Origin of the sequence: Xanthomonas sp. fls2-241-TYG-148, from assembly GCF_030208815.1 — a bacterium.
Taxonomy (GTDB): Bacteria; Pseudomonadota; Gammaproteobacteria; order Xanthomonadales; family Xanthomonadaceae; genus Xanthomonas; species Xanthomonas campestris.
This window is the reverse complement of the sequence record NZ_JARVTE010000023.1, coordinates 83,764-104,722: the sequence shown is the minus strand read 5'-3', so window position 1 is coordinate 104,722 and position 20,959 is coordinate 83,764. Positions and strand designations below refer to the sequence as shown.

General features: G+C 62.9%; 19 protein-coding genes. 6 read left to right on the top strand and 13 right to left on the bottom strand.

Annotated elements, in window-relative coordinates:
• The 9 genes from QRM60_RS20010 to QRM60_RS19970 all read right to left on the bottom strand — a co-directional run bounded on the left by QRM60_RS20010 (position 1) and on the right by QRM60_RS19970 (position 11,707).
• On the bottom strand, positions 1–3,648 hold the full coding sequence (locus QRM60_RS20010) for a glycosyltransferase (protein WP_285446900.1): 3,648 nt from the start codon (positions 3,646–3,648) through the stop codon (positions 1–3).
• Positions 3,648–4,934 (bottom strand): FkbM family methyltransferase, encoded by a 1,287-nt coding sequence (locus QRM60_RS20005; protein WP_161962573.1) that lies wholly within the window; start codon positions 4,932–4,934, stop codon positions 3,648–3,650. Before QRM60_RS20005 ends, QRM60_RS20010 begins: the two co-directional genes overlap by 1 nt.
• Positions 4,934–6,154 carry an ABC transporter ATP-binding protein gene (locus tag QRM60_RS20000; RefSeq protein WP_115539588.1) on the bottom strand — a complete coding sequence of 407 codons (1,221 nt, stop codon included), beginning with the start codon at positions 6,152–6,154 and terminating at the stop codon, positions 4,934–4,936. The genes QRM60_RS20005 and QRM60_RS20000 overlap by 1 nt, the downstream gene beginning before the upstream one ends.
• A complete protein-coding gene (locus tag QRM60_RS19995) occupies positions 6,151–6,945 on the bottom strand; it encodes an ABC transporter permease (protein WP_193552077.1) in 795 nt (264 codons plus the stop codon). The genes QRM60_RS20000 and QRM60_RS19995 overlap by 4 nt, the downstream gene beginning before the upstream one ends.
• Positions 6,946–6,993: 48 nt before the next feature.
• Positions 6,994–8,181, bottom strand: coding sequence for a cystathionine gamma-synthase (locus tag QRM60_RS19990; protein WP_285446899.1), 1,188 nt, complete (start codon positions 8,179–8,181; stop codon positions 6,994–6,996).
• A gap of 93 nt (positions 8,182–8,274) precedes the next feature.
• Positions 8,275–9,645, bottom strand: coding sequence for a pyridoxal-phosphate dependent enzyme (locus tag QRM60_RS19985; RefSeq protein WP_285446898.1), 1,371 nt, complete (start codon positions 9,643–9,645; stop codon positions 8,275–8,277).
• Between the two features lie 231 nt (positions 9,646–9,876).
• Positions 9,877–10,095 carry a YdcH family protein gene (locus QRM60_RS19980; RefSeq protein ID WP_019237985.1) on the bottom strand — a complete coding sequence of 73 codons (219 nt, stop codon included), beginning with the start codon at positions 10,093–10,095 and terminating at the stop codon, positions 9,877–9,879.
• Positions 10,096–10,436: 341 nt separating this feature from the next.
• On the bottom strand, positions 10,437–11,327 hold the full coding sequence (locus QRM60_RS19975) for a hypothetical protein (protein WP_115555334.1): 891 nt from the start codon (positions 11,325–11,327) through the stop codon (positions 10,437–10,439).
• Positions 11,324–11,707: a DUF4398 domain-containing protein gene (locus QRM60_RS19970; protein ID WP_040941833.1), complete on the bottom strand. Its 384-nt coding sequence runs from the start codon at positions 11,705–11,707 to the stop codon at positions 11,324–11,326. The genes QRM60_RS19975 and QRM60_RS19970 overlap by 4 nt, the downstream gene beginning before the upstream one ends.
• 98 nt (positions 11,708–11,805) lie before the next feature.
• Here QRM60_RS19970 and QRM60_RS19965 point away from each other — a divergent pair, with 98 nt between their 5' ends.
• Positions 11,806–12,939: a PilT/PilU family type 4a pilus ATPase gene (locus QRM60_RS19965; protein WP_103701383.1), complete on the top strand. Its 1,134-nt coding sequence runs from the start codon at positions 11,806–11,808 to the stop codon at positions 12,937–12,939.
• A gap of 521 nt (positions 12,940–13,460) precedes the next feature.
• Here the strand turns inward: QRM60_RS19965 and maiA are convergent.
• Positions 13,461–14,123 carry a maleylacetoacetate isomerase gene (gene maiA, locus QRM60_RS19960; RefSeq protein WP_285446897.1) on the bottom strand — a complete coding sequence of 221 codons (663 nt, stop codon included), beginning with the start codon at positions 14,121–14,123 and terminating at the stop codon, positions 13,461–13,463.
• Between the two features lie 43 nt (positions 14,124–14,166).
• Positions 14,167–15,156, bottom strand: a complete 990-nt coding sequence (locus tag QRM60_RS19955; RefSeq protein WP_050911715.1) for a fumarylacetoacetate hydrolase family protein — start codon at positions 15,154–15,156, stop codon at positions 14,167–14,169.
• A 379-nt stretch (positions 15,157–15,535) separates the two neighbouring features.
• On the opposite strand from QRM60_RS19955, the gene QRM60_RS19950 reads away from it, so the two are divergent.
• The 3 genes from QRM60_RS19950 (at position 15,536) to QRM60_RS19940 (ending at position 17,917) form a co-directional block, all read left to right on the top strand.
• Entirely contained in the window at positions 15,536–16,924 is a 1,389-nt protein-coding gene (locus QRM60_RS19950) for a DEAD/DEAH box helicase (protein ID WP_011035834.1), read from the top strand.
• A gap of 114 nt (positions 16,925–17,038) precedes the next feature.
• Positions 17,039–17,392, top strand: coding sequence for a 6-carboxytetrahydropterin synthase QueD (queD, locus tag QRM60_RS19945; RefSeq protein WP_008576903.1), 354 nt, complete (start codon positions 17,039–17,041; stop codon positions 17,390–17,392).
• 189 nt (positions 17,393–17,581) lie between these two features.
• Complete coding sequence (locus tag QRM60_RS19940) at positions 17,582–17,917, top strand: phasin family protein (protein ID WP_014506541.1); 336 nt, start codon at positions 17,582–17,584, stop codon at positions 17,915–17,917.
• Between the two features lie 153 nt (positions 17,918–18,070).
• On the opposite strand, the gene bioD is transcribed toward QRM60_RS19940, so the two are convergent.
• Positions 18,071–18,745 carry a dethiobiotin synthase gene (gene bioD / locus QRM60_RS19935; protein WP_014506540.1) on the bottom strand — a complete coding sequence of 225 codons (675 nt, stop codon included), beginning with the start codon at positions 18,743–18,745 and terminating at the stop codon, positions 18,071–18,073.
• A 271-nt stretch (positions 18,746–19,016) separates the two neighbouring features.
• Here bioD and QRM60_RS19930 point away from each other — a divergent pair, with 271 nt between their 5' ends.
• Positions 19,017–19,499, top strand: a complete 483-nt coding sequence (locus tag QRM60_RS19930) for a GAF domain-containing protein (protein WP_014506539.1) — start codon at positions 19,017–19,019, stop codon at positions 19,497–19,499.
• Positions 19,496–19,888 (top strand): TfoX/Sxy family protein, encoded by a 393-nt coding sequence (locus QRM60_RS19925; RefSeq protein WP_011035830.1) that lies wholly within the window; start codon positions 19,496–19,498, stop codon positions 19,886–19,888. Before QRM60_RS19930 ends, QRM60_RS19925 begins: the two co-directional genes overlap by 4 nt.
• Positions 19,889–20,236: 348 nt before the next feature.
• On the opposite strand, the gene QRM60_RS19920 is transcribed toward QRM60_RS19925, so the two are convergent.
• Positions 20,237–20,887, bottom strand: coding sequence for a phosphoglycolate phosphatase (locus QRM60_RS19920; RefSeq protein WP_115555328.1), 651 nt, complete (start codon positions 20,885–20,887; stop codon positions 20,237–20,239).
• Between the last annotated feature and the right edge of the window lie 72 nt (positions 20,888–20,959).

Below are 20,959 nucleotides of genomic sequence, written 5' to 3'. Positions count from 1 at the left end.
CTACACCGCGGAGGAACCGTCAACTCTCCGCGCATTCAAGCCACGAAGTATATTTGAAAGTCGCCGACCAAGCCTCGAATAGCGATGTGCTTCCCGCCATTTGTTAGCTGTCCGAACACTATCGTCGAGCAGGTGGCGATCGTCGATGATCGCGGCAAGACCAGACGCAAGCTCTACTGGAGTGATTCCCGGCAAGCGTACGACCGTGTCGCCGACGTCATCGAAGATGGCGATCGGCGTAACCGCAACCGGCCGCGTCGTCGCCAGACCATAGCGCACCGCCGCGCTTGAGGATTCGCCGGTGCCCTGGTAGGGGAACACGATCAAATCAGCGTCCTGCAACAGCTCGAAAGACTGTGCCTCTGGCAGATAGTCCATGTGAAACTCGACGCGCTCCGTCAGCCCCAGCCGGTCAACCAGCCCGCGCAGCTCCTTCGCCAGCGCCCTCGACTCGCCGACAGGATACTCCGCGTTGACCATCCGCAAGCCAACATCGTGTCCTTGGGACACCAGCAGCGCAATCGCCTCGACCAACTGGGGCAGGCCCTTGTGCGGAAGGCAGAAGCCGTAGGATCCGACATGAAAGCGCTGTGCTCCTCCTTTCTTCGCCAACGTCGGCGGCGCCTCCAGATCGACGATGCCGTGCGGAAAAATAGCGACGTTGTCGACCAGCCCAAGCGCCTTGAGGCGGTTCAGATCGCCTACGGAGTGCACCAGAATGCGATCACAGGCACGCAGAGCAGTGGCCAGCATGGCTAGCTTGCGCTCGGGGACGTGCGCCGGATCCTGCGTTGCATGCATCATTACCACCACCGTACGGCCAGCCTGCTTCTGCGCCAGGAGCAGCCGTGCGAGCGGCTCGAACTCGAAAAAGCCGTATTGGAACTGGAAGACCACGACCTGTGCATTGGTCGCGTTGAGTGAAACTTCAAGCCCAACCAGGCTGTCCGGCGCTGCGGAATCCCAACAACGCCGCACATTGGCCGCGTCGGGCTCAAGGCGGTCAGCAGCATAGGGCGCAAGAATGTGCACGCCGTGCCCAAGGCTTCCAACAAGATGCTCCGAATAACTGGCAATCCCGCACTTGGTCTTCCAAGAACTGACCCATGCCACTACTGGCGCCGTAGGCCGAGGAGGACACGCGGCGACCTTGCGAACCAAGTCTTCGGTACGCGCTGCCACATCACGCCATTGGAACCGCTCCGCAAGCAGCGCTTGCCCCCTTGCGACCTTGGCCATCCGCGACTCCACCGGCAGCTGGTGCAATTCCCGCAGCCGTCCTGCCAAATGGCGACGGCTGGGCTCGGCCCACACAGAATTGAACAGTCCAAAGTGGCTCTGCGCTTTTTGAAACTCGTAGTCCACCAGCCAAGCAGTGTCGTCATTGCAGAAATCTAATTGCCCGCCCCATCCGGTCGTGATGACAGCCAGGCCCGACATCATCGCCTCTGCCATCGGCAAGCCGAATCCCTCCGCCCGGCTTGGGGCGACCAAGACATGCGAAGTTTCGTACAGCCGCTTGAGCCGTGCTTCCGAGAGGTCTTCCTCGATTACGCGCACATCCGGAAAATCGTCCCGCGCACCACGCGCGTCTTCAAGCCAGCGTCGAATTTCGTTATGCGGGTTGGGAAAAGTCTTGATCACCAGGGTGACATCGTCGCGACTGCTGAACGCATCTCCGAACGCCGCCAACAAGACGTCAGCCCCCTTGCGCGGGAAGCACGACGAAACATGCAGAAAGCGAAAAGCCTTGCCCTCACAAGCGTATGACTCGTCGCTCTCCACACGCGTCCAATGGTCCACGCCCGCCTCGCCCACCACGATCGGCACGCTTACCCCGCTATCGACGAGGATCTTATCCACGTGGTCCGACAGCACGCTTATCCCCTGGAGCGCGTCGTTGAACGCGTCAGCCCACTCCCAAGGGAACTCGGATTCTTCCCAAGCGTAGTCGTGGAGCAGATTGAACCGCGAGCGCATGTCCGCCACGCGGGGCGGATACAACAATCTGCTGCTGACATCAGCCTCTGCAGGCGGCAAAGCAGGCTCCCGCGCGTGCATTTGCGCGACATCCGGTCTGGAAGCCAAAAAACGGGCATCCGCTGCGAAGTCGCCAGGCCCCTCAGTCGAATGTAGAGCGACATCGTTACCGCGTTCTCGTAGCGCCAATGCCAATTCACGATTGACCAAAGCCAAGCTGTAACTACTGTCGAACGGTCCCTCGACGCGCCACCGCAATCGGGCGGGAAGATCGCCGTAATAACGATGCGTTTGCAGCGCAGTGACCTGATTCTCCGCAATCGTTGCAGCGACATCGATTAAATCCTGCTGCGGCGGCACCGCTGCACTGCTGCCAAGCGCAGCGATCTCCTTAACCAGCTCCGCCTCACCACGCTCCACCGTCTGTAACGCGACCGGCCACAGCGGTGCATGAACCGACGCTTCGTACCTGGACTCGAACGCCTCCAACGCACGATGCGCACTGACATCCCAAGAAAACTTGCCGGCTTGCACCGCTGCATGCTCTCGGAGGCTCTGCGCAAAACCCCCGTCGGACAAGACGCGTAGCATGCTACTCCTGATCGCTTGCACATCGCATGGGTCGAACAACGCATCGCTGCGACCGATTACCTCGGGCACACTGGTCAAAGACGAACCGATGGTGGCGGTGCCGCAGGCCATAGCCTCAAGCGCCGGCAACCCGAATCCTTCATAAAGTGAGGGAAACACGTACAGCTCGGCTGCTGCATACAGGAGCACCAACTCCTGGTCAGAAACGTAACCTGCAAAAACGATGCGGTCTTCCGAAAGTCCGCAACGCCGCGCAAGCAGCTGTAGCCGCTCCTGTTCAAGCGGAGGAAGCTTACCGGCTATCACTAGTTGGCAAGCCTGCAACTCTTCAGCAGGAAATCCGGCAAACGCCTCAATGAGCCGACCAGCGTTCTTACGGCTATCCATCGCGCCGCTATACATCACATAGCGACTCTTGATCCCGTGACGCGATAAGAGCGCCGCCCGTTCGTCAGCAGACAACACATGAGGACGAAATATTTCGGAGGCAGCTGACGAAATATTGACCACACGCTGCGCATCCAATTCCAGCGACGTGATTGCCTCAGCACGTGCGTGCTCGGAGATCGCAAGCAAAAGATCGGCCTGCTTCAATGAGGCGATCTTGGAGCTGTACCAGTCTCTGACCCATTCGGCGGCAAGGTACTCGGGGTTGTGCAAAGGGATCAGATCGTAGAGCGTCGCAGCTGTCCTGACCCCAGACTGATGACCGATCGACGTCACCACCTGATCCTGAGCCCCTTCAATCATGCTCGATACATGCACCATATCCGGCAGCAGGTCGCGCAAGAATGCTTCACGCACACGTTCCGCAGCCTCGCGTCGCCAAGTGTTGCCACTCTCCTGCCACTGGGTAGGCGCCGGAGTCGTGAAGGAAACTATCCGCGACTGCGGAAGGAGCCCATCGAACACTTGGCGCAACTCGTCAATCCCAGGCATGTGCCCATTCACGGCAAGCCAGAATTCGTGATTATTCCCGTTGCGCACCATCGCCTGAGCCAATGCGGCAGAGTACCGCCCAATCCCCCTAAAGCGACTCTCGCTCTGCACTCCTTGCATGTCGATGACGATACGCATCAGTGCTTCCTCTCCACCATCGCCTGCTCAAGTTGAAGAAGAATCCGGTTGGCACGCGGCGAGAGCTGCGCTCGCTTCAGGGCATTCGCGGGCAGACCGTCGACAGATACAGCTGAAGGCCCCATCTCAACTGCAAGACCTGCACGAACAGCAAAACGCTTCAATCGCAACATTAGTGTGGGTTGCTTTCGCAGAATGGCCGCTAACGGCTTTTTGATCGCAGGGCGGATCAGGGCGAATCGTATCGCGCGCACAAGCAAGCCTCGCGTCCTACGCTTAGATGCATTGACCAGAACCTGGGCGCTTTCGCGCAACCCGACACGCAAAGGCGCGGTCCACCTCCAGCTACGGCTCGATTTAATCAGGGAAATTTCAGATCGCATCTCTTCCGCCGTATGCCACCAGTAGTGCGCCACTCGCTCGCTTTCGCGCAACGCGTCTCGCGCCTCAGCCAGGGCGATGCCCGATGAAGCCACTTCACGCTGCGCGAAGGCCAACTGATCGTTGACGCTGGCGATTTCGTCACCGAGCTCGGTGATCCGGTCACGTGCGGCATCGAGTTCCAACGCGAGCTTCCTGGCTTGCTCACCGCGCTCCCAATCGGCGTACCTGACAAATCCATCGAAGCAATTAGGCGGCACCGCAAAACGGTCGGCAAGATCGGTATGCTCCCGCGCAAGATAGAACCGGTTCAACCCATCGAAATAGACTTCGTCATATTCTGCATCGAGCACCAAGTGGGACCACTCGTGCGACACGTCGGTTTGGGTATTTGGCATCGTTGATTCAATGACAACTACCCATGGCCTGAACTTTGAAAAATCCATTCCACGCAGCACCTCGCCTTCGGCACCCTCCACATCGATCTTCAAAAAATGGATGGTGTTCAGCCCAGCCTGCTCGATGACATCGGTCAAGGTCCTCATCGGCACTGCGGTTTCGGACACCCGCACTCCTTGGGCTGCATACTGTCGCGCCATGGCAGCGTCCATCGTCGACAAGCCGGTGTCGAGCACGCGATAGAATGTCACTTCGCCTGCGCTTGCACCCACTACGACCGGGAGGTTGATGTCTTCAGGACGATCCACGGCTAACAGCGCATGCCACTCTTCCACGGGCTCGATGTTGACTCCGCGCCATCCCCGCTCATAGAACGCTCGTGTGACGGAGTCGTGGATTGGGTGCTGGGCTCCTACGTCGACATAGACTCCGTTCTCCACCTGGGAAAAAGCACGGCGGAGGATAACGTCTTCAAAGTTCTGCGCGTAGCTGATAAACGTGGACATCAGCGCAGCACCTCGATTACAGGAGGAATCCAAGCAACCCCGACAAAGTTGGGGCTGTTTGCATTGATTACCGAAAACGTCAACGCTAGCTCCCGCCATTCGTAGTTGTTGACCAAGTGGGTCTCGGTACTGACCAAGGCAGTGGCGACGGAATAACTGCCAGGACCCAACGCAGCCTTGAAACGCACCTCATACTCGATGAGCTCTCCTGCACGCAGCTGCCCAAGCGGCTGTTCCGTATAGTGCGTATTCGTACCGAAGACTGCTTGGCCAAGGCGATCCTTGATCATGTACCCAAGCACGAGACGCTCAATGTCTGCGTGGACTCTGACGCCTACACGCAGTGATACCTTTTGCCCAACCTCGACGACTTCTATAGGCATTCCGGCATCGTTGAAAAGCGCGATCGAATCGACCGTCGCCTCGCGTGAGCCTGACACCACCTGCTCGCGCCCGGACGCATGCTTATTCACCACCAACGAGGCGTTCTCACGTTCGGCAATCAGAGCGTTGTAATAGTCCATGACGTCTTCCGGGGCTGCATCCAACAGCACCTTTCCCGAATCGAGCAGAATGGCACGGTCACAAATCGCCTGAATCGCGGAGCTGTCATGGGAAACCAGCAGCAACGTGGTGCCGAGGTCGCGGAACTCGCGAATCCGCTTGAACGACTTGTGCTGGAAGTAAGAATCGCCCACCGAAAGCGCTTCGTCCACGATAAGTATGTCCGGACGGAACGCTGTTGCGACGCTGAAAGACACCCGCATTTGCATACCACTCGAGTAAGTGCGCATCGGCTGATCGAAATATTCGCCGATCTCGGCGAATTCTTCGATCGCAGGCATCGCGGCTTCGATTTCAGCATGACCATAGCCCATCAATCCTGCGGAGTGATAAGCATTTTCCCGACCTGTCAGGTCAGCATTGAACCCCATCCCCAGTTCCAGAATTGCCGCAATCTTGCCGGTACAGACAACTGAGCCTTCTGTTGGACGGGTTGTTCCGGTAATCAACTTGAGCAGCGTACTCTTTCCTGCACCGTTATGACCAACGATGCCAACGGTCTCGCCGGATGCAATCGAAAAACTCACACCGCGTAATACCCAGTGCTCCTCCGCTGGCCGCGTCGGCGCACCTAACCACGAAGCGACACGCGCCCACTCACTCCCCCACCGTCGATATGCCTTTCCAATACCATCTACGACCAACATGCCACTCATAAGACGTCCACCATTTCAGGACTTGCCTTTCTAAACATGAGTAAAGCAAAGCTCATCAAGAGCAGAGCAGCAATCACCAACCACCCTAACGCCACCCACTCTGGTGGCTTGCCAAAAACCAGAACATTCTGGTAACTAGTGATCAGCGGATAAAGCGGGTTCAGCTTGAAGAAATGCTGCACTGAAGGCGGCAGGATGTTTACGTTGTAGACCACAGGAGTGAGCCAGAAAAGCGCCTGCAATACGACCGGAACAACTTGCCCTACATCACGCATGAAAACGTTCAGTATCCCCAACACCATGCCAATACCCAGACCCAAGCAAAGGGTTATCAGCATTAACACAGGCAGCCATAGAGCCTGAATATCAGGCACGTGCCCCAGCACGGCGAATACGCCAAATATCGCAACGCCCAGAAGCGCATTATTAACAAGCACGCTCCCTCCCGCAATAAAGGGGAGACAAATTCTGGGAAATGCCATTTTCTTCATCAGGTTACCGCTTTCAATGAAGAGGTTAAGGCATTTTCCGAGTATCTCGGCAAACAACGTCCACCCAAGCGTGCCCGCCATCAGATAAAGAGCGTAGGCATATTTGTTGTCGATGCCTGGCAGCTTTGCCGCCAGTACTTCGGAAAGGATCAGCGCGAAGATCAATACCTGTGCCAGCGGATGGATAATCATCCACAGCCCGCCGAGCTTGCTGCGGATAAATCGCAACCGCAGCTCGTTGCCGATCGAGGAGAATACAAAAAAGCGATAGCGCCAGAGCGCCAGGAGCATGTTTTTCACTTAAGGTGTCCGTTCGTTACAGATGAGCCAGGCAATATCTGCGCGCGGTCAAAAGCTTAAAGCCCGCTCTAAATCCCCCCGCAAATCCCCCAAATCCTCAACCCCCACGCTCAACCGCACCAGCGCATCGCTGATGCCAAGCTGTTCGCGGCGGGCCACGGGAATTGAGGCATGGGTCATGACGGCGGGATGATTGACCAAACTTTCCACGCCGCCCAGCGATTCGGCCAGGGTGAACAGTTCGGTCTTTTCGCAGAAACGCTTGGCTGCGTCGAAGCCGCCCTTGAGGACGATCGAGACGATGCCGCCGAAGCCGGACATCTGCTGCTTGGCGAGTGCGTGCTGCGGGTGCGAGGTCAGGCCGGGATAGATCACTTTTTCGATCGCCGGGTGGGTCTCCAGCCACTGCGCCAGCGCCAGGGCGTTTTCGCAGTGCGCGCGCATGCGCAGCGGCAGGGTCTTGAGCCCGCGCAGGGCCAGGAAGCTGTCGAACGGGCCTTGCACGCCGCCGATCGAGTTCTGCAGGAAGGCCATCTGTTCGGCGAGTTCGGCGTTGTCGCCGACCACGGCGATGCCGCCCACCATGTCCGAGTGGCCATTGAGGTACTTAGTGGCCGAATGCACCACCAGGTCGGCGCCCAGCTCCAGCGGGCGCTGCAGCATCGGCGAGGCGAACGTGTTGTCCACCACCACCAGCAGGCCATGCTTGCGCGCGATCGCCGCAATGGCGGCGATGTCGACCAGCTTGAGCATCGGGTTGGTCGGGGTTTCGATCCAGACCATCTTGGTGGTCGGGCGGATCGCGGCCTCGAACGCGGCCGGGTCGGTCAGGTCGACGAAACTGAAGTCCAGGCCGGCGGTGCGGCGACGCACACGCTCGAACAGGCGGAACGAGCCGCCGTACAGGTCATCGGTCGCCACCACGTGGCTGCCGGCGTCCAGCAATTCCATCACCGTGGAGGTCGCGGCCATGCCGGAAGCGAAGGCAAACCCGCGGGTGCCGCCTTCCAGCACGGCAACACAGCGTTCGTAGGCAAAACGCGTGGGGTTGTGGGTCCGCGAGTACTCAAAGCCCTGATGCTCGCCCGGGCTGGACTGCGCATAGGTGGACGTCGCGTAGATCGGCGGCATCACCGCCCCGGTGCTGGGGTCCGGCGACTGTCCACCATGGATCGCCAGCGTTGCGAGCGACAGCGCGCGCTCGCCATCGTGGCTGTTTGCGGTGCGGTTGGACATGGAGGTTCCCGGAAAAAGTGGCGGATTGTAGCAAGCAGGCCTGAATGGCCGGTGCCGTGCGTCTCATGCGAGCACGCACGGCGGCGGCACGCATTACTGCACGCGGCGGCGCAGGTAGTTGAGCAGGTCGATACGGGTGATCAGGCCCAGGAACTGGTTGCCGTCCATGACGATGGCGACCTGGCCGCGATCGAACACCGGCAGCAGCGCTTCGATCGGCGAGGCCACGTCCAGACGGTCGAGCTTGCTGACCATCGCGGTGGAGATCGGGTCGCGGAACCGTGCTTCGTCGCCATACACATGCAGCAGCACATCGCTCTCGTCGACGATGCCGACCAGCTCGCCATCGTCGATCACGGGCAACTGCGAGACGTCGTACAGCTTCATGCGCTGGTAGGCGGTAGTCAGCAGATCTTTCGGCCCGACCACCACGGTATCGCGCTTGTTGTACGGGCGCAGGATCAGGTCACGCAGGTCGCCGTGCTGCTCGCGCTCCAGGAAGCCGTTGTCCAGCATCCAGTAGTCGTTGTACATCTTCGACAGGTACTTGTTGCCGGTATCGCAGACGAACACCAGCACGCGCTTGGGCGTGGTCTGCTCGCGGCAGTACTTCAGCGCTGCGGCCAGCAACGTACCAGTGGACGAGCCGCCGAGGATGCCCTCCTTGGCCAGCAGCTCGCGCGCGGTGTGGAAGCTTTCCGCATCGCTGATCGAATAGGCCTTCTTGACCCGCGAGAAATCGGAGATATCGGGCAGGAAGTCCTCGCCGATGCCTTCGACCAGCCAGCTGCCGGACTTCTCGCTCACCGTACCCTCTTCGATGTACTGGGTCAGGATCGAGCCCACCGGGTCAGCCAGCACCAGCTCGGTCTGCGGCGAAGCGGTGGCGAAGGCGCGCGACAGACCGGTCATGGTGCCGGAGCTGCCGCAGCCGAACACGATCGCGTCCAGCTGGCCATCCATCTGCGCCAGGATTTCCGGCCCGGTACCGAACTCATGCGCAGCCGGGTTGTCCGGGTTGCCGAACTGGTTGATGAAGTAGGCGCCCGGGGTCTCCGAGGCGATCTTGGCGGCCAAGTCCTGGTAATACTCCGGGTGCCCCTTGGCCACGTCCGAGCGGGTCAGCAACACATCGACGCCCATCGCCTTGAGATTGAAGATCTTCTCGCGGCTCATCTTGTCGGGCACCACCAGGATCAGGCGGTAGCCCTTCTGCTGCGCGACCAGCGCCAGGCCCAGGCCAGTGTTGCCGGCCGTGCCTTCCACCAGGGTGGCGCCCGGCTTCAGGTCGCCGCGCTGCTCGGCCGCTTCGATCATCGACAAGCCGATACGGTCCTTGATCGAGCCGCCCGGATTGGATGCCTCCAGCTTGAGGAACAGTTCGCAGACACCGGTGTCCAGGCGCTGGGCCTTGACGATCGGCGTATTGCCAATCAGTTCGAGTACGGAGGAATGGATCGCCATCGGGATATCGTCGCTGCGCCGCGCGGGCTAGACCGGTCATTATCCGACGAACCGCCGGGGAATGCTCATTCAGACAGGAAGCGATTGAGCGCGCCGATGAACGCGGGTGTAAATCAGGCGCCCTGCCCTGCAATGACCGGCTGCCAGAAAAGGCGACGCGGACGGTGGCAAGCCGACGAGGAGGCCGCCACCGCCCGCGACGGTGAACTTGTTCTTAGCAGTGGGAGAGGATCAGTGCGTGAGTTGGTCGTACATCCGGGTAAGTTTCTCTTTGGCCTGCAATTTCTCGCGTTTCATCTGGCCTAAGGTCACGTCGTCGATCGGGAGCACCCCGAGTTCGGCATCCATGCATTTCTTGTTCAAGAGCTTGTGCCGTTGGTAGAGCTGCTTGAACTCGGGATCGGACTTCATCAATGCGTCGATTTCGGTCTGCGGTTGCCCTTCGAACATGGCGTTACCTCCTTCACTTAAAACAAGAACGCCCCGGCCGGCGAAGGCACGGGGCGCAGCTTGGGGATGGAAGACCAACGCGTTGCAAAGGCCGACACATGGGCGGAACCACCACCAACCATTCCACCGTATTGCGTCGCTGCGTGCCTCTGCGTCACTGGCCCGGCCCTCCGTACTTTTCCAGGCGGCGGAGTTGCTGCCTGGAGGTACGACCCTACGCCGGTCGCGGGGGGCGTTCAAGGCCGAAACGGTTGCTTTTGCCGTTCCCCGCGTCAATCAGTGACCGCGGTTCAACCGGGCGTCATGCGCCGGTTAAAAGACCTTAACTTCAACCACTTGGCCTACGGCAGCACAACGACCTCAGCCGCACGCGACTTGCTGGCGGTGCCCTTCGTGCCACTGACCTGCAAGCGCGCGGCGGCAACGCCACCGGCGACCAGGGCATCGCGAAGCGCTTCGGCACGCTTCTTGGCCGTTGCCGCGTCGCTGTCGTAGCCGACGATGGTGACCCGGCCCTTCTTGCCAATCTGCAGGTACTCGGCCAGGGCTTTGGCCTGCCCGGACCCGGCACCGGCCAGAGCCGTCTTGCCGCCAAAGGCGTCGCTGCCAAGCGAGAACACTTCGCCGCGGCCATCGACCTTGGACGACGGCAGCTTGGCCCCGGCCACCAGTTCGGCCTCTTCGTGGGCGAGTTGCAGGGCCTTTTGCTGGGCCGCGTTGAGCTTGGCGGTCTGCTTGCCGGCCACGCTGGTCAGGGCCAGCTCGGCATCCTGGCGCGCCAGGGTTTCCTGCTCGGCCGCCTGGCGCATGCGCTCGGCTTCCTCGGCCTGGATCTGCGCCTGCACCCGCAGGCGTTCGGCCTCCTGCCGGGCGCGGGAGGCATCGCGACGGCTGGCTTCGATCAGCAAGTCGTTGCGGGTGCCTTCCAGACGGTCCAGCTCGCGCCGGGCCAGTGCGGTGCGGGCAGTGAGCTCGGCAATCTCGACCCGGCGGTCGGCCAGGAACACCAGCTCATCGCGGTCACGGCGCTTGGCTTCGGCCAGGGCCGCCACGGTCTGTTGCGCCTGCAGGCGCTCGTAGCGGGCCAGGTCACTGGTCTGCGGATCGTTCAGCAACACAGCCAGCCGGCGATTGAGCGCATCGGCCTGCGGGTCGTTCTTGGCCGCCATCGCCAGCGACGGCAGCGTGGCCAGGCTCAGCACACCGATATAGAGGAAGGGGCGCAGTTTCATCGGCCGCCCTCCCCGGTGTTGAGGCTGTTCTGCAGTTGCGCCACTTCTTTGCGGCGTTGCTCCAGCTGGGCGCTGACCACCGCCTCTTCGCTGCGCGCCTTGGCCAAGTCGGCATCGGCGGCGGCGCGCAGGGCGAGCTGTGGCACCTGCTTGCGCTGGCGCTTGTCCAGTTGCGCCTGCTGGGCCTGCATCAGTTCCTGGCGGGCCAGATTGACCAGATCAGGGGCGTATTGGTCGGCATCGGCCTGGGTGGCGCGTTGCACGGCCTGTTCGGCGGCAGTGAGCTCCGGCGCCACCTGGGCGGCGGCGGGAGCGGAGAGAACCATGAAACAGGCGATGCCATACAGGGATCGCCGCAAGTATGCGAAGCTAGCCGTCATTAGGGGAGCCGTAGCGAGAAGTCTCGAGCACGGCCATTGTCGGAAGCCTGCGGCGGACTTGCAACGAGACGCTGCTGTTTGTTGGGGAACCATTGCGCATGGATATCGGCTACTTCCTGAAGCTGATGACCGAAAAGAATGCCTCGGACATGTTCTTGACCACCGGCGCGCCGGTATACATCAAGATCGAAGGCAAGCTTTACCCGCTCGGCAATACGGGGTTGCCGCCGGGGATGGTCAAGAAAATCGCTTACTCATTGATGGACGAAGGCCAGGTGCCGCAGTTCGAGCGCGAGCTGGAACTCAACATGGCCATCGCCCTGCCCGACGCCGGGCGCTTCCGTGTGAACGTGTTCAAGCAGCGCGGCGAAGTGGGCATGGTGATCCGTGCCATCCGCAGCCGGATCCCGAGCATCGAGGAGCTCAACCTGCCGCAGGTGCTCAAGGACGTCATCATGACCCCGCGCGGGCTGGTGCTGGTGGTCGGTTCGACCGGCTCCGGCAAGTCGACCTCGCTGGCGTCGATGATCGACCACCGCAACAGCACCACGACCGGGCACATCCTCACCATCGAGGACCCGATCGAGTACCTGCACAAGCACAAGATGTCGATCGTGAACCAGCGCGAGGTGGGCCTGGACACGCACGCCTTCCAGAGCGCACTGAAGAACGCGATGCGCGAAGCGCCGGACGTGATCCTGATCGGCGAAATCCTGGATGCCGAGACCATGGAGGCGGCGATCGCCTTCGCCGAAACCGGCCACCTGTGCCTGGCGACGCTGCATTCCAACAACGCCGACCAGACCATCGAGCGCATTCTAAATTTCTTCCCGGAAAGCGCGCACAAGAACGTGCTGATGAATCTGGCGCTGAATTTGCGTGCGGTGGTCTCCCAGCGCCTGGTCAAGGGCCAGGACGGACGCCGCCGCCCGGCCACCGAGGTGCTGCTCAACACGCCGATGATCCGCGACCTGCTGCGTCGCGGGCAGGTGCACGAGGTCAAGCAGGCGATGGAGGAGTCGCTGGAAGAAGGCATGCAGACCTTCGACCAGTGCCTGTTCCGGATGGTCAAGACCGGCGAGATCGAGCAGGAGGAAGCGCTGCGCGCGGCCGACTCGCGCGACGGCCTAGCGCTGAAATTCCGTCTTTCCGAAGGCGGCTCCGGCGAACACGATCCGTATGCCGATTACGAGTCTGCCTCGGCGCCGAAGATCAGCCATGGGTTTATTTAGAACGACCAACAAAATATAGCGTGCGCCCGCCTGGCGGTGAGCGCAGTGGTTTTGTTGGTCGCATCTTGCTGGGTGCAGCCAGAAGTCCAGAGCAAAAAGCCTGGTCGGTCGAGGGCGCGGTGCCCTCACCGCTCGCGGGACACGCCGTGAATCCTTCCGTGGAGGCTCAGTGGCGGCATCCATGCCGCCACATGGTCCCGCGATCGACGAGGACACCGCACCAGAAAGTCTGCTGGTTGCTTTGGGAATAGTTACGCGCAACGACCATCTTGACTGGTCCTTGCCCGCCCACCGTCGCGGGACCTGACGCGGCATGGATGCCGCGTAAGCGCTTACAAGGACGTACTTGCGGCGTGTCCCGCGATGGTGGGTGGGCAAGGGCCCTGCAGCCAAGCCACAGATCAGCACCCTGCAGTAGACCGGCGTGAGCATCAGCGGCCGCACGCGCGTCGATCGCTCTGCGCGCCCCCGCATTACGGGAGGCTGTCCGAAGGGCAGATGCGGCCGGCAACTCCCCGCGTCTACACTGCCGCGTCAGGCTGCGTTTCCGGCCGTGCCGCATCGAACGCCGGCAGTGCCAGGCAGGCCTGTTCGATCCGCTGCAGCGTCGGATACGGCGCCAACTCCACGGCGAACCGGCGCGCGTTGTAGAGCTGCGGCACCAGCACGCAATCGGCCAGGCCCGGCGTGTCGCCGTGGCAGAACTGTCCAGCCTGTGCGTCCCCAGCCAGGTGGGTTTCCAGCGCTGCCAACCCCTGCTGCATCCAGTGCGCGGTCCAGTGATGGCGCTGCGCTGGCGAGACGTCCCAGGTGTGCTCCAGGAACTGGGTGACACGCAGGTTGTTGAGCGGATGCATATCGCAAGCGATCACCTGCGCCAGCGCCCGCACCCGCGCACGCGCGGCGGGGCTGGCCGGCAACAGCGGCGCGCTGTCCGCAAACGCCTCGTCCAGGTATTCGAGGATGGCCAGGGACTGCGGGATCACCACCTGCCCGTGCCGCAGCGTCGGCACCAGCTCCTGCGGGTTGAGTTGCGCGTAGGCGGCGGCGTGTTGCTCGCCGCCATCGCGCACCAGATGCACAGGATGCGTGACATAGGCCAGCGCCTTCAGCTGCAGCCCGATGCGTACGCGGTAGGCGGCGCTTGAGCGCCAGTACGAAAACAGCTCCAGGGGCGCGCTCATGCCTGCCCCTGCCCTGCCGCGTGCGTGAGCATCGGCATCTGGTTCATGGCAGCGGCTGGCGCTCGACGCGCTGCTCGATCGCCCCGAAGATGCTGTGGCCCTGCGCGTCCATCATCTCGATGCGCACTACATCGCCGAACGCCATAAACGGCGTGCTCGGCTTGCCATCACGCAAGGTCTCCACCACGCGCTGCTCGGCAAAGCAGGAGGCGCCCAGGGATGTGTCCTGGTTGGCGATGGTGCCGGAGCCGACAATGGTGCCGGCCGACAGCGGCCGGGTCTTGGCGGCATGGGCAATCAGCTGGGCAAAGTCGAACTGCATGTCGTGGCCGGCCTCGGGCGCGCCAAACCAGGCGCCGTTGACGTGGGTCACCAGCGGCAAATGCACCTTGTTGTCGCGCCACGCCTCGCCCAGCTCGTCGGGGGTGACGAACACCGGCGACAGCGCCGAGCGCGGCTTGGACTGCACGAAACCGAAGCCCTTGCCGAGCTCGGCCGGGATCAGGTTGCGCAGAGAAACATCGTTGACCAGGCCGATCAGCTGGATATGCGCAGCCGCCTGCTCAGGCGAGGCGCCCATCGGCACATCGTCGGTGATGACCACCAATTCGGCTTCCAGATCGATGCCATGGTCTTCGCTGATCACCTTGATGGCGTCGCGCGGGCCGTAGAACCCGGCACTGGTGGCCTGGTACATCAGCGGGTCGGTGTAGAAGCTCTCGGGCACTTCAGCATTGCGCGCGCGGCGCACCCGCTCCACATGTGGGAGGTAGGCGCTGCCATCGACGAACTCGTAGGCGCGCGGCAGCGGCGCAGCCAGTGCCTGCATGTCCAGCGCAAACACGCCATCGGCGCTGCCATCGTCGAGGGAGTCCGCCAGGGCGTTCAACCGCGGCGCCACGTTGCTCCAGTCCTCCAGCGCGCGCTGCAGCGTCGGCGCGATGCCGGTAGCGCGCACCGCGCTGGTCAGGTCACGCGAGACCACGATCAAGCAGCCGTCGCGGCCGCCTTCCTTCAGGGAACCTAGCTTCATGACCGTCCTGCGGCTGTGGCTGAAGTGCCGATTGTACGACCTGCCGCGCCAGGTGGTTGCAGCTGAAACAACTGACCCGTTCCCCAACCGCGATCACACAGTTTTGTGCAGCGCGCCAATCGGGCGTACACTTGCCGGGTCTGCATGCGGCCGTCCGTTTCCCTTAGGGACCGCCGGCGAGGCCAGGATCGATCGATCCGCTCGCCCGCCCCACCCGACGCCTTTCGTGGTGCCGACAAACCCATCGCTCTTTGATTGGGTTGTTCCACCATCTCGCAGCGCGGTTCACGGGAACGCTCCGAGCCTCACTTTTTTGCATCTGCAATGCGTCTGCGCTCCGGGCTCTGCCTGGTGGCGACGCTTTACTTGGAGCTTCCTGATGTCTTTTGAATCCTTGGGCCTGGCGCCCTTCCTGCTGCGCGCATTGGCCGAGCAGGGCTATGAAACCCCCACCGCCATCCAGCAGCAGGCGATCCCGCTCGTGCTGGCCGGCCATGACCTGCTGGCTGGCGCACAGACCGGTACCGGCAAGACCGCCGCGTTCGGCCTGCCGCTGCTGCAGCACCTGGGCACCACCCCGCAGCCGGTCAACGGCCCGCGCAAGCCGCGCGCGCTGATCCTGACCCCCACCCGCGAACTGGCCACCCAGGTGCATGACAGCCTGCGCGGCTACAGCAAGTACCTGCGCATTCCGAGCGCGGTGATCTACGGCGGCGTGGGCATGGGCAACCAGCTCGATGCGCTGCGTCGTGGCGTGGACCTGCTGATCGCCTGCCCGGGCCGTCTGATCGACCATATCGAGCGCCGCAGCGTGGACCTGTCCGGCATCGAAGTACTGATCCTGGACGAAGCCGACCGCATGCTCGACATGGGCTTCTTGCCGTCGATCAAGCGCATCCTGACCAAGCTGCCGCGCCAGGACCGTCAGACCCTGCTGTTCTCGGCCACGTTCGAAGAGAACATCAAGCAGCTGGCGCTGGAGTTCATGCGCAACCCGATGCAGATCCAGGTCACCCCGAGCAACACCGTGGCCGAGAGCATCACCCACCGCGTGCACCCGGTCGATGGCGCGCGCAAGCGCGACCTGCTGCTGCACCTGCTGGCGCAGGACAGCCGCGAGCAGACCCTGGTCTTCGCACGCACCAAGCACGGCAGCGACAAGCTGGCGCTGTTCCTGGAGAAGTCCGGCATCAAGACCGCGGCGATCCACGGCAACAAGAGCCAGGGCCAGCGCATGCGTGCCCTGAGCGACTTCAAGGCCGGCCGCGTAACCGTGCTGGTAGCCACCGACATCGCCGCGCGCGGTATCGATATCGACCAGCTGCCGAAGGTCATCAACTATGACCTGCCGATGGTGGCCGAGGACTACGTGCACCGCATCGGCCGCACCGGCCGTAACGGTTCGACCGGCGAGGCGATCTCGTTGGTGGCACAGGACGAAGCCAAGCTGCTGCGTCAGATCGTGCGCATGCTGGGCCGCGACGTGGAAATCCGCGACGTGCCGGGCTACGAGCCGCAGACCCCGATCCGCTGGGGCAACAGCGCCCCGGGCCGTGCCGAGCAGCCGGGTGGCGATCGCGCCCCGCGCAAGAGCCACGCCCGTCGCCCGCATGGCGATGCACCGCGTCAGGCGCACGCCCATGCTGGCCCGAAGAAGCCGGGTGGCCAGCGCAGCAGCGGGCCGCGTCAGGCCACTGCCGGCGCCGGTGCCGGCCGTCGCGACGGTGGTCGTGGTGGCAGTGGCCGGCCGGCCAGCCGCGGCGCCTAACGCCCGCGACTGACGGTAACGACAAGGGCCGCCATGCGGCCCTTGTCCTGTCAGCCACACGACGCCGGCGATGTCCGGCCCACCTTCCTCTGCACGCGCTTGCCGATCAACGCCATGGATATCTTCAAAGTATTTACGCTCGAGGCCGCCCACCGGCTGCCCAACGTTCCGCCGGGCCATAAGTGCGCACGGCTGCATGGGCATTCGTTCCGGGTCGAGCTGCATGTCAGCGGCGAACCGGGTGCCGAGACCGGCTGGATCATGGACTTCGGCGACATCAAGGCTGCCTTCCAGCCGATCTACGACCGGCTCGATCACCACTACCTCAACGACATCGAGGGGCTTGAAAACCCCACCAGCGAACGCCTGGCCATCTGGATCTGGCAGCAGCTCAAGCCGGCCTTGCCGCAGTTGAGCGAAATCGTGGTGCACGAGACCTGCACTTCCGGCTGCCGCTATCGCGGTTGATTGGCGCAAATGGTGACCGAAGGCCGCCCTCCGAGGCGGCCTTTCTCGTTTTGAGCGCAACGCAAGCGGCTGATTGGAAACCACTTTTTAGGCCGGTTGGAAAATTTTCAGGAAACATGTTGCATCGCAACAACATCCGCGTATGCTGCAACGCAACAAACGGTCACAGCATTCCCCAAGGGGTTCGCGATGTCGGCGCAGTTCGAAAACAGCTTCACCAGTCAGTTTGCTTCTGCCGCAGCACGTGCCAACCAGTTGGCATTGGACACGCTGGAACAGAACGTCAACGCGACCACCAGCTTCTTCGGTGAGTTTGCGCAGGCGCGCGATGTGGGCGCCTACCAGACGCTCTGGCCGAAAGGGCTGCAACTGGCTCGCGACAACCTGGAACGTCTGGCGTCGGTCAATCAGGAAGTGGTTGGCATGGGGCTGAAGATGTCCAGCGAACTTGGGCAGTTTGCCAAGCAGCAGTTCGAGACCGGCAGCGATCAGACCTGGGCAACAGGCAAGGCCCGGCGCAAGTAACGGCCACCAAAATTCAGCGTCTTTGCATGGGTCCCTCCCCCCATGCAATCCGGCCCGACAGATCCCTCCCTCTGTCGGGCTTTTTTATTGTCTGGTGACCGGCGCAGGCGTCGGCCGGCCCTTTCGATGCGGCCGCGCACAAGGCCGCTGCGCTCACTCCGGCAGGCGGATGTGCTGCGCCAGGCCCTCGGCCTGGGCGTTGGGGCGCCACGGAATGCGCCCCCAGCACGGCATCGCCAGGCGCTGGCCGAGCATGCGGATGTTGTCCTCGATGCGCACCATCTGCGGGTCGATCTCGTTGGCGATCCAGCCGATGCAGCGCAGGCCATCGGCGGCGATGGCCGCGGCGGTCAGGCGCGCATGGTTGATGCAGCCCAGCCGCACGCCCACCACCAGCACCACCGGCAGCTGCAATGCGCGCACCAGATCGGCCTGATCCAGCTGCGCACTCAGCGGCGCCGCCCAACCGCCGACCCCTTCCACCACCACCACCTCGGCCTGCGCGCGCAGCTGCGCAAAGGACTGCTGAAGCGGCACCAGCGATAGGGTCACGCCGACATCGGCGGCAGCCAGTTCCGGAGCCAGCGCCGCAGGCAACGCATATGGATTGAGGGTGGCGTAGTCCGGCTGCGGCTGGCTGGCGGCTTGCAGCGCCAGCGCGTCTTCGTTGTGCCAACCCTGCGGGGTGGCGACGCAGCCACTGGCCACCGGCTTCATGCCCACTGCGGTGTGGCCGCGTGCGCGCACCGCATGCAACAAGGCCGTGCTGGCAACGGTCTTGCCGATGCCGGTATCGGTGCCAGTGACGTAGAAGGCGGGAAACTGCATGCACCTGTTCCTGCGGCCGCGCCGCCATTGCCGGTGAGGCCGCGCAGCATACCGTGCGGGCGTTGGCTGCACGCGCTTGCGTAGCATCTGCCATGCCTTCTGAAACGAACCAATGCATCGCGGGCCGCTTGGCTGGGCGGCACATGCGGCACGCAGCCCGGGATGGTGGTGTGCGCGGCGCGCCCCTTGGAGTCCTGCCGGCCCTGCAGCCCGCACACCTGCTCCGTGGCGTCGCAACGACGCTGCGGATGGCCGCTGCTAGACTTTGCGCATGTTCGCCACCTCTTCGCTGACCGGCAGCAAGCCGGAACAATATGCCCAGCTCACCGCCCAGGCCCAGGCTCTGGTGCACGGCGAGCCGGACCGGATCGCCAATGCCGCCAACCTGGCCGCGCTGATCTTCAATTCATTGCCGTCGCTCAACTGGGCGGGATTCTATTTCTACGACGGCCGCGAGCTGGTGGTCGGGCCCTTCCAGGGGCTGCCCGCCTGCGTGCGCATCCCGTTGGACAAGGGTGTGTGCGGTGCCGCCGCCAGTACCCGGCAGACCCAGCGCATCGCCGATGTGGACGCGTTTCCCGGGCATATCGCCTGTGATTCGGCGTCGCGCTCGGAGCTGGTGATTCCGCTGGTACAAGGCGATACGCTGATCGGCGTGCTCGACCTGGACAGCCCGGAACTGGACCGCTTCGACGCGGACGACCAGCGCGGACTGGAAGCCATCGCGCAGGTTTTCGTCGGCGCGTTGACGTGACCACCGAACGGCTGCGCAACATCGGCCCCAAGAGCGCGGCCTGGCTACGCCAGGTGGGCCTGCGCACCCAGCAGGACCTGCAGGCCGTGGGCGCGGTTGGCGCGTTTGTAAAAGTGCGTCGTGCCGGATTCAAGCCCAGCCTCAATCTGCTGTATTCGCTGGAAGGTGCGCTTGCCGATTGCCATTGGCAGGAAGTGCCGGAAGCGCGCCGGCATGCCTTGCTGGCCGAATACGAAGCCGCCAGCGCACTGCTGCCGGCCGCACGTGGCCGCCCGGTCGGTGGCCCGGTGGAAACCGTGCATTACGCGCGCGCCGACAGCGATGCGTTGGCAGACGATGCCACCGACGTGGCCGGCGACGACGCGCAACCCGCCACGCACGACGAGTAACGCGGCCGCACGCAGCGCATAAGCCTGTGTGACCGGCCACTAGCGCCCCGCTGCGGCCTACAAGGTCGGCGCGAGCGAGGCGCTTAACGTCTGCCCGTGGCTCAGTCCTCGAAGCGCCGCTATGAGGCTGGGACTGAGGGTGTTGCCGAAACCGTCGGCACTGGTCCAGCCGCACGCCGGGCGTGGGCCTCAACCCTCGCGCGCGGACACTCTCGCGATCCGCGCATCTACACATCTGCGATTCATTGCAAACTGCGTCAGTGCGCTGCATGGGTCATGCACCTCGGCAAAGGACGCATCCATTACCGCTGATTTGCCGCGTTACCCATCACTCACCAACGCGCGTGCTCAGTGCAGCATGAGCAGCGCGCGCATGTCGTCGATCACCGCAAGCGCGCCGGCGTGCTCCACATCGAAGCCACGCAGATAGCCATACCGCACCATCACCAACGGCATGCCGGCGGCCTGCGCAGCGGCGGCATCGGTGGCCGAGTCGCCCACCATCAGGCACTGCGCGGGCGCGTGCTGGAACTGCTGCGCCAGATGCAGCAAGGGCGCTGCACTAGGCTTGCGTTGCGGCAACGAATCGCCGCCGAGCACCGTCGCAAACTGCGCCGCAATGCCCAGGTGTTCGAGCAAGGGCTGGATGAAACGCGCCGGCTTGTTGGTGCATAACGCCAGCGCGGCGCCTGCGCTGCGCAACGCAGGCAAGGCCTCGGCAACGCCTGGATACAAGCGCGGATGATGCAGCAGGCTGGCTTCGTAGTGGCGCATCATCACCGGCATTTCGGTGTCCACATCGCGGTCGCTGCCTGCTTCGCGCAACGCGGTGGCCAGCAGTGTGTGCACGCCCTCGCCGATCCAGCTGCGCACGGTGGCTTCGGGAAACTGCTGCAGGCCGAGTTCCTGCAATGTGCCATTGAGGGCCTCGGCAATATCCGATGCGCTGTCCACCAGCGTGCCATCCAGGTCGAAGATCACGAGCGGATACGGAAACATCGCGTCGCCTTTGCGTGGGGGTGCGCGCAGTGTACGAAGCGGCTGATTCAGGACGTGTCAGTGCACTGCTGC

Excerpts from the sequence above, each read along its gene's own strand:
- QRM60_RS20010 (WP_285446900.1), bottom strand. The coding sequence starts at position 3,648 with ATGCGTATCGTCATCGACATGCAAGGAGTGCAGAGCGAGAGTCGCTTT.
- QRM60_RS20005 (WP_161962573.1), bottom strand. The coding sequence starts at position 4,934 with ATGTCCACGTTTATCAGCTACGCGCAGAACTTTGAAGACGTTATCCTC.
- QRM60_RS20000 (WP_115539588.1), bottom strand. The coding sequence starts at position 6,154 with ATGAGTGGCATGTTGGTCGTAGATGGTATTGGAAAGGCATATCGACGG.
- QRM60_RS19990 (WP_285446899.1), bottom strand. The coding sequence starts at position 8,181 with ATGTCCAACCGCACCGCAAACAGCCACGATGGCGAGCGCGCGCTGTCG.
- QRM60_RS19985 (WP_285446898.1), bottom strand. The coding sequence starts at position 9,645 with ATGGCGATCCATTCCTCCGTACTCGAACTGATTGGCAATACGCCGATC.
- QRM60_RS19980 (WP_019237985.1), bottom strand. The coding sequence starts at position 10,095 with ATGTTCGAAGGGCAACCGCAGACCGAAATCGACGCATTGATGAAGTCC.
- QRM60_RS19975 (WP_115555334.1), bottom strand. The coding sequence starts at position 11,327 with ATGAAACTGCGCCCCTTCCTCTATATCGGTGTGCTGAGCCTGGCCACG.
- QRM60_RS19970 (WP_040941833.1), bottom strand. The coding sequence starts at position 11,707 with ATGACGGCTAGCTTCGCATACTTGCGGCGATCCCTGTATGGCATCGCC.
- QRM60_RS19965 (WP_103701383.1), top strand. The coding sequence starts at position 11,806 with ATGGATATCGGCTACTTCCTGAAGCTGATGACCGAAAAGAATGCCTCG.
- maiA (WP_285446897.1), bottom strand. The coding sequence starts at position 14,123 with ATGAGCGCGCCCCTGGAGCTGTTTTCGTACTGGCGCTCAAGCGCCGCC.
- QRM60_RS19955 (WP_050911715.1), bottom strand. The coding sequence starts at position 15,156 with ATGAAGCTAGGTTCCCTGAAGGAAGGCGGCCGCGACGGCTGCTTGATC.
- QRM60_RS19950 (WP_011035834.1), top strand. The coding sequence starts at position 15,536 with ATGTCTTTTGAATCCTTGGGCCTGGCGCCCTTCCTGCTGCGCGCATTG.
- queD (WP_008576903.1), top strand. The coding sequence starts at position 17,039 with ATGGATATCTTCAAAGTATTTACGCTCGAGGCCGCCCACCGGCTGCCC.
- QRM60_RS19940 (WP_014506541.1), top strand. The coding sequence starts at position 17,582 with ATGTCGGCGCAGTTCGAAAACAGCTTCACCAGTCAGTTTGCTTCTGCC.
- bioD (WP_014506540.1), bottom strand. The coding sequence starts at position 18,745 with ATGCAGTTTCCCGCCTTCTACGTCACTGGCACCGATACCGGCATCGGC.
- QRM60_RS19930 (WP_014506539.1), top strand. The coding sequence starts at position 19,017 with ATGTTCGCCACCTCTTCGCTGACCGGCAGCAAGCCGGAACAATATGCC.
- QRM60_RS19920 (WP_115555328.1), bottom strand. The coding sequence starts at position 20,887 with ATGTTTCCGTATCCGCTCGTGATCTTCGACCTGGATGGCACGCTGGTG.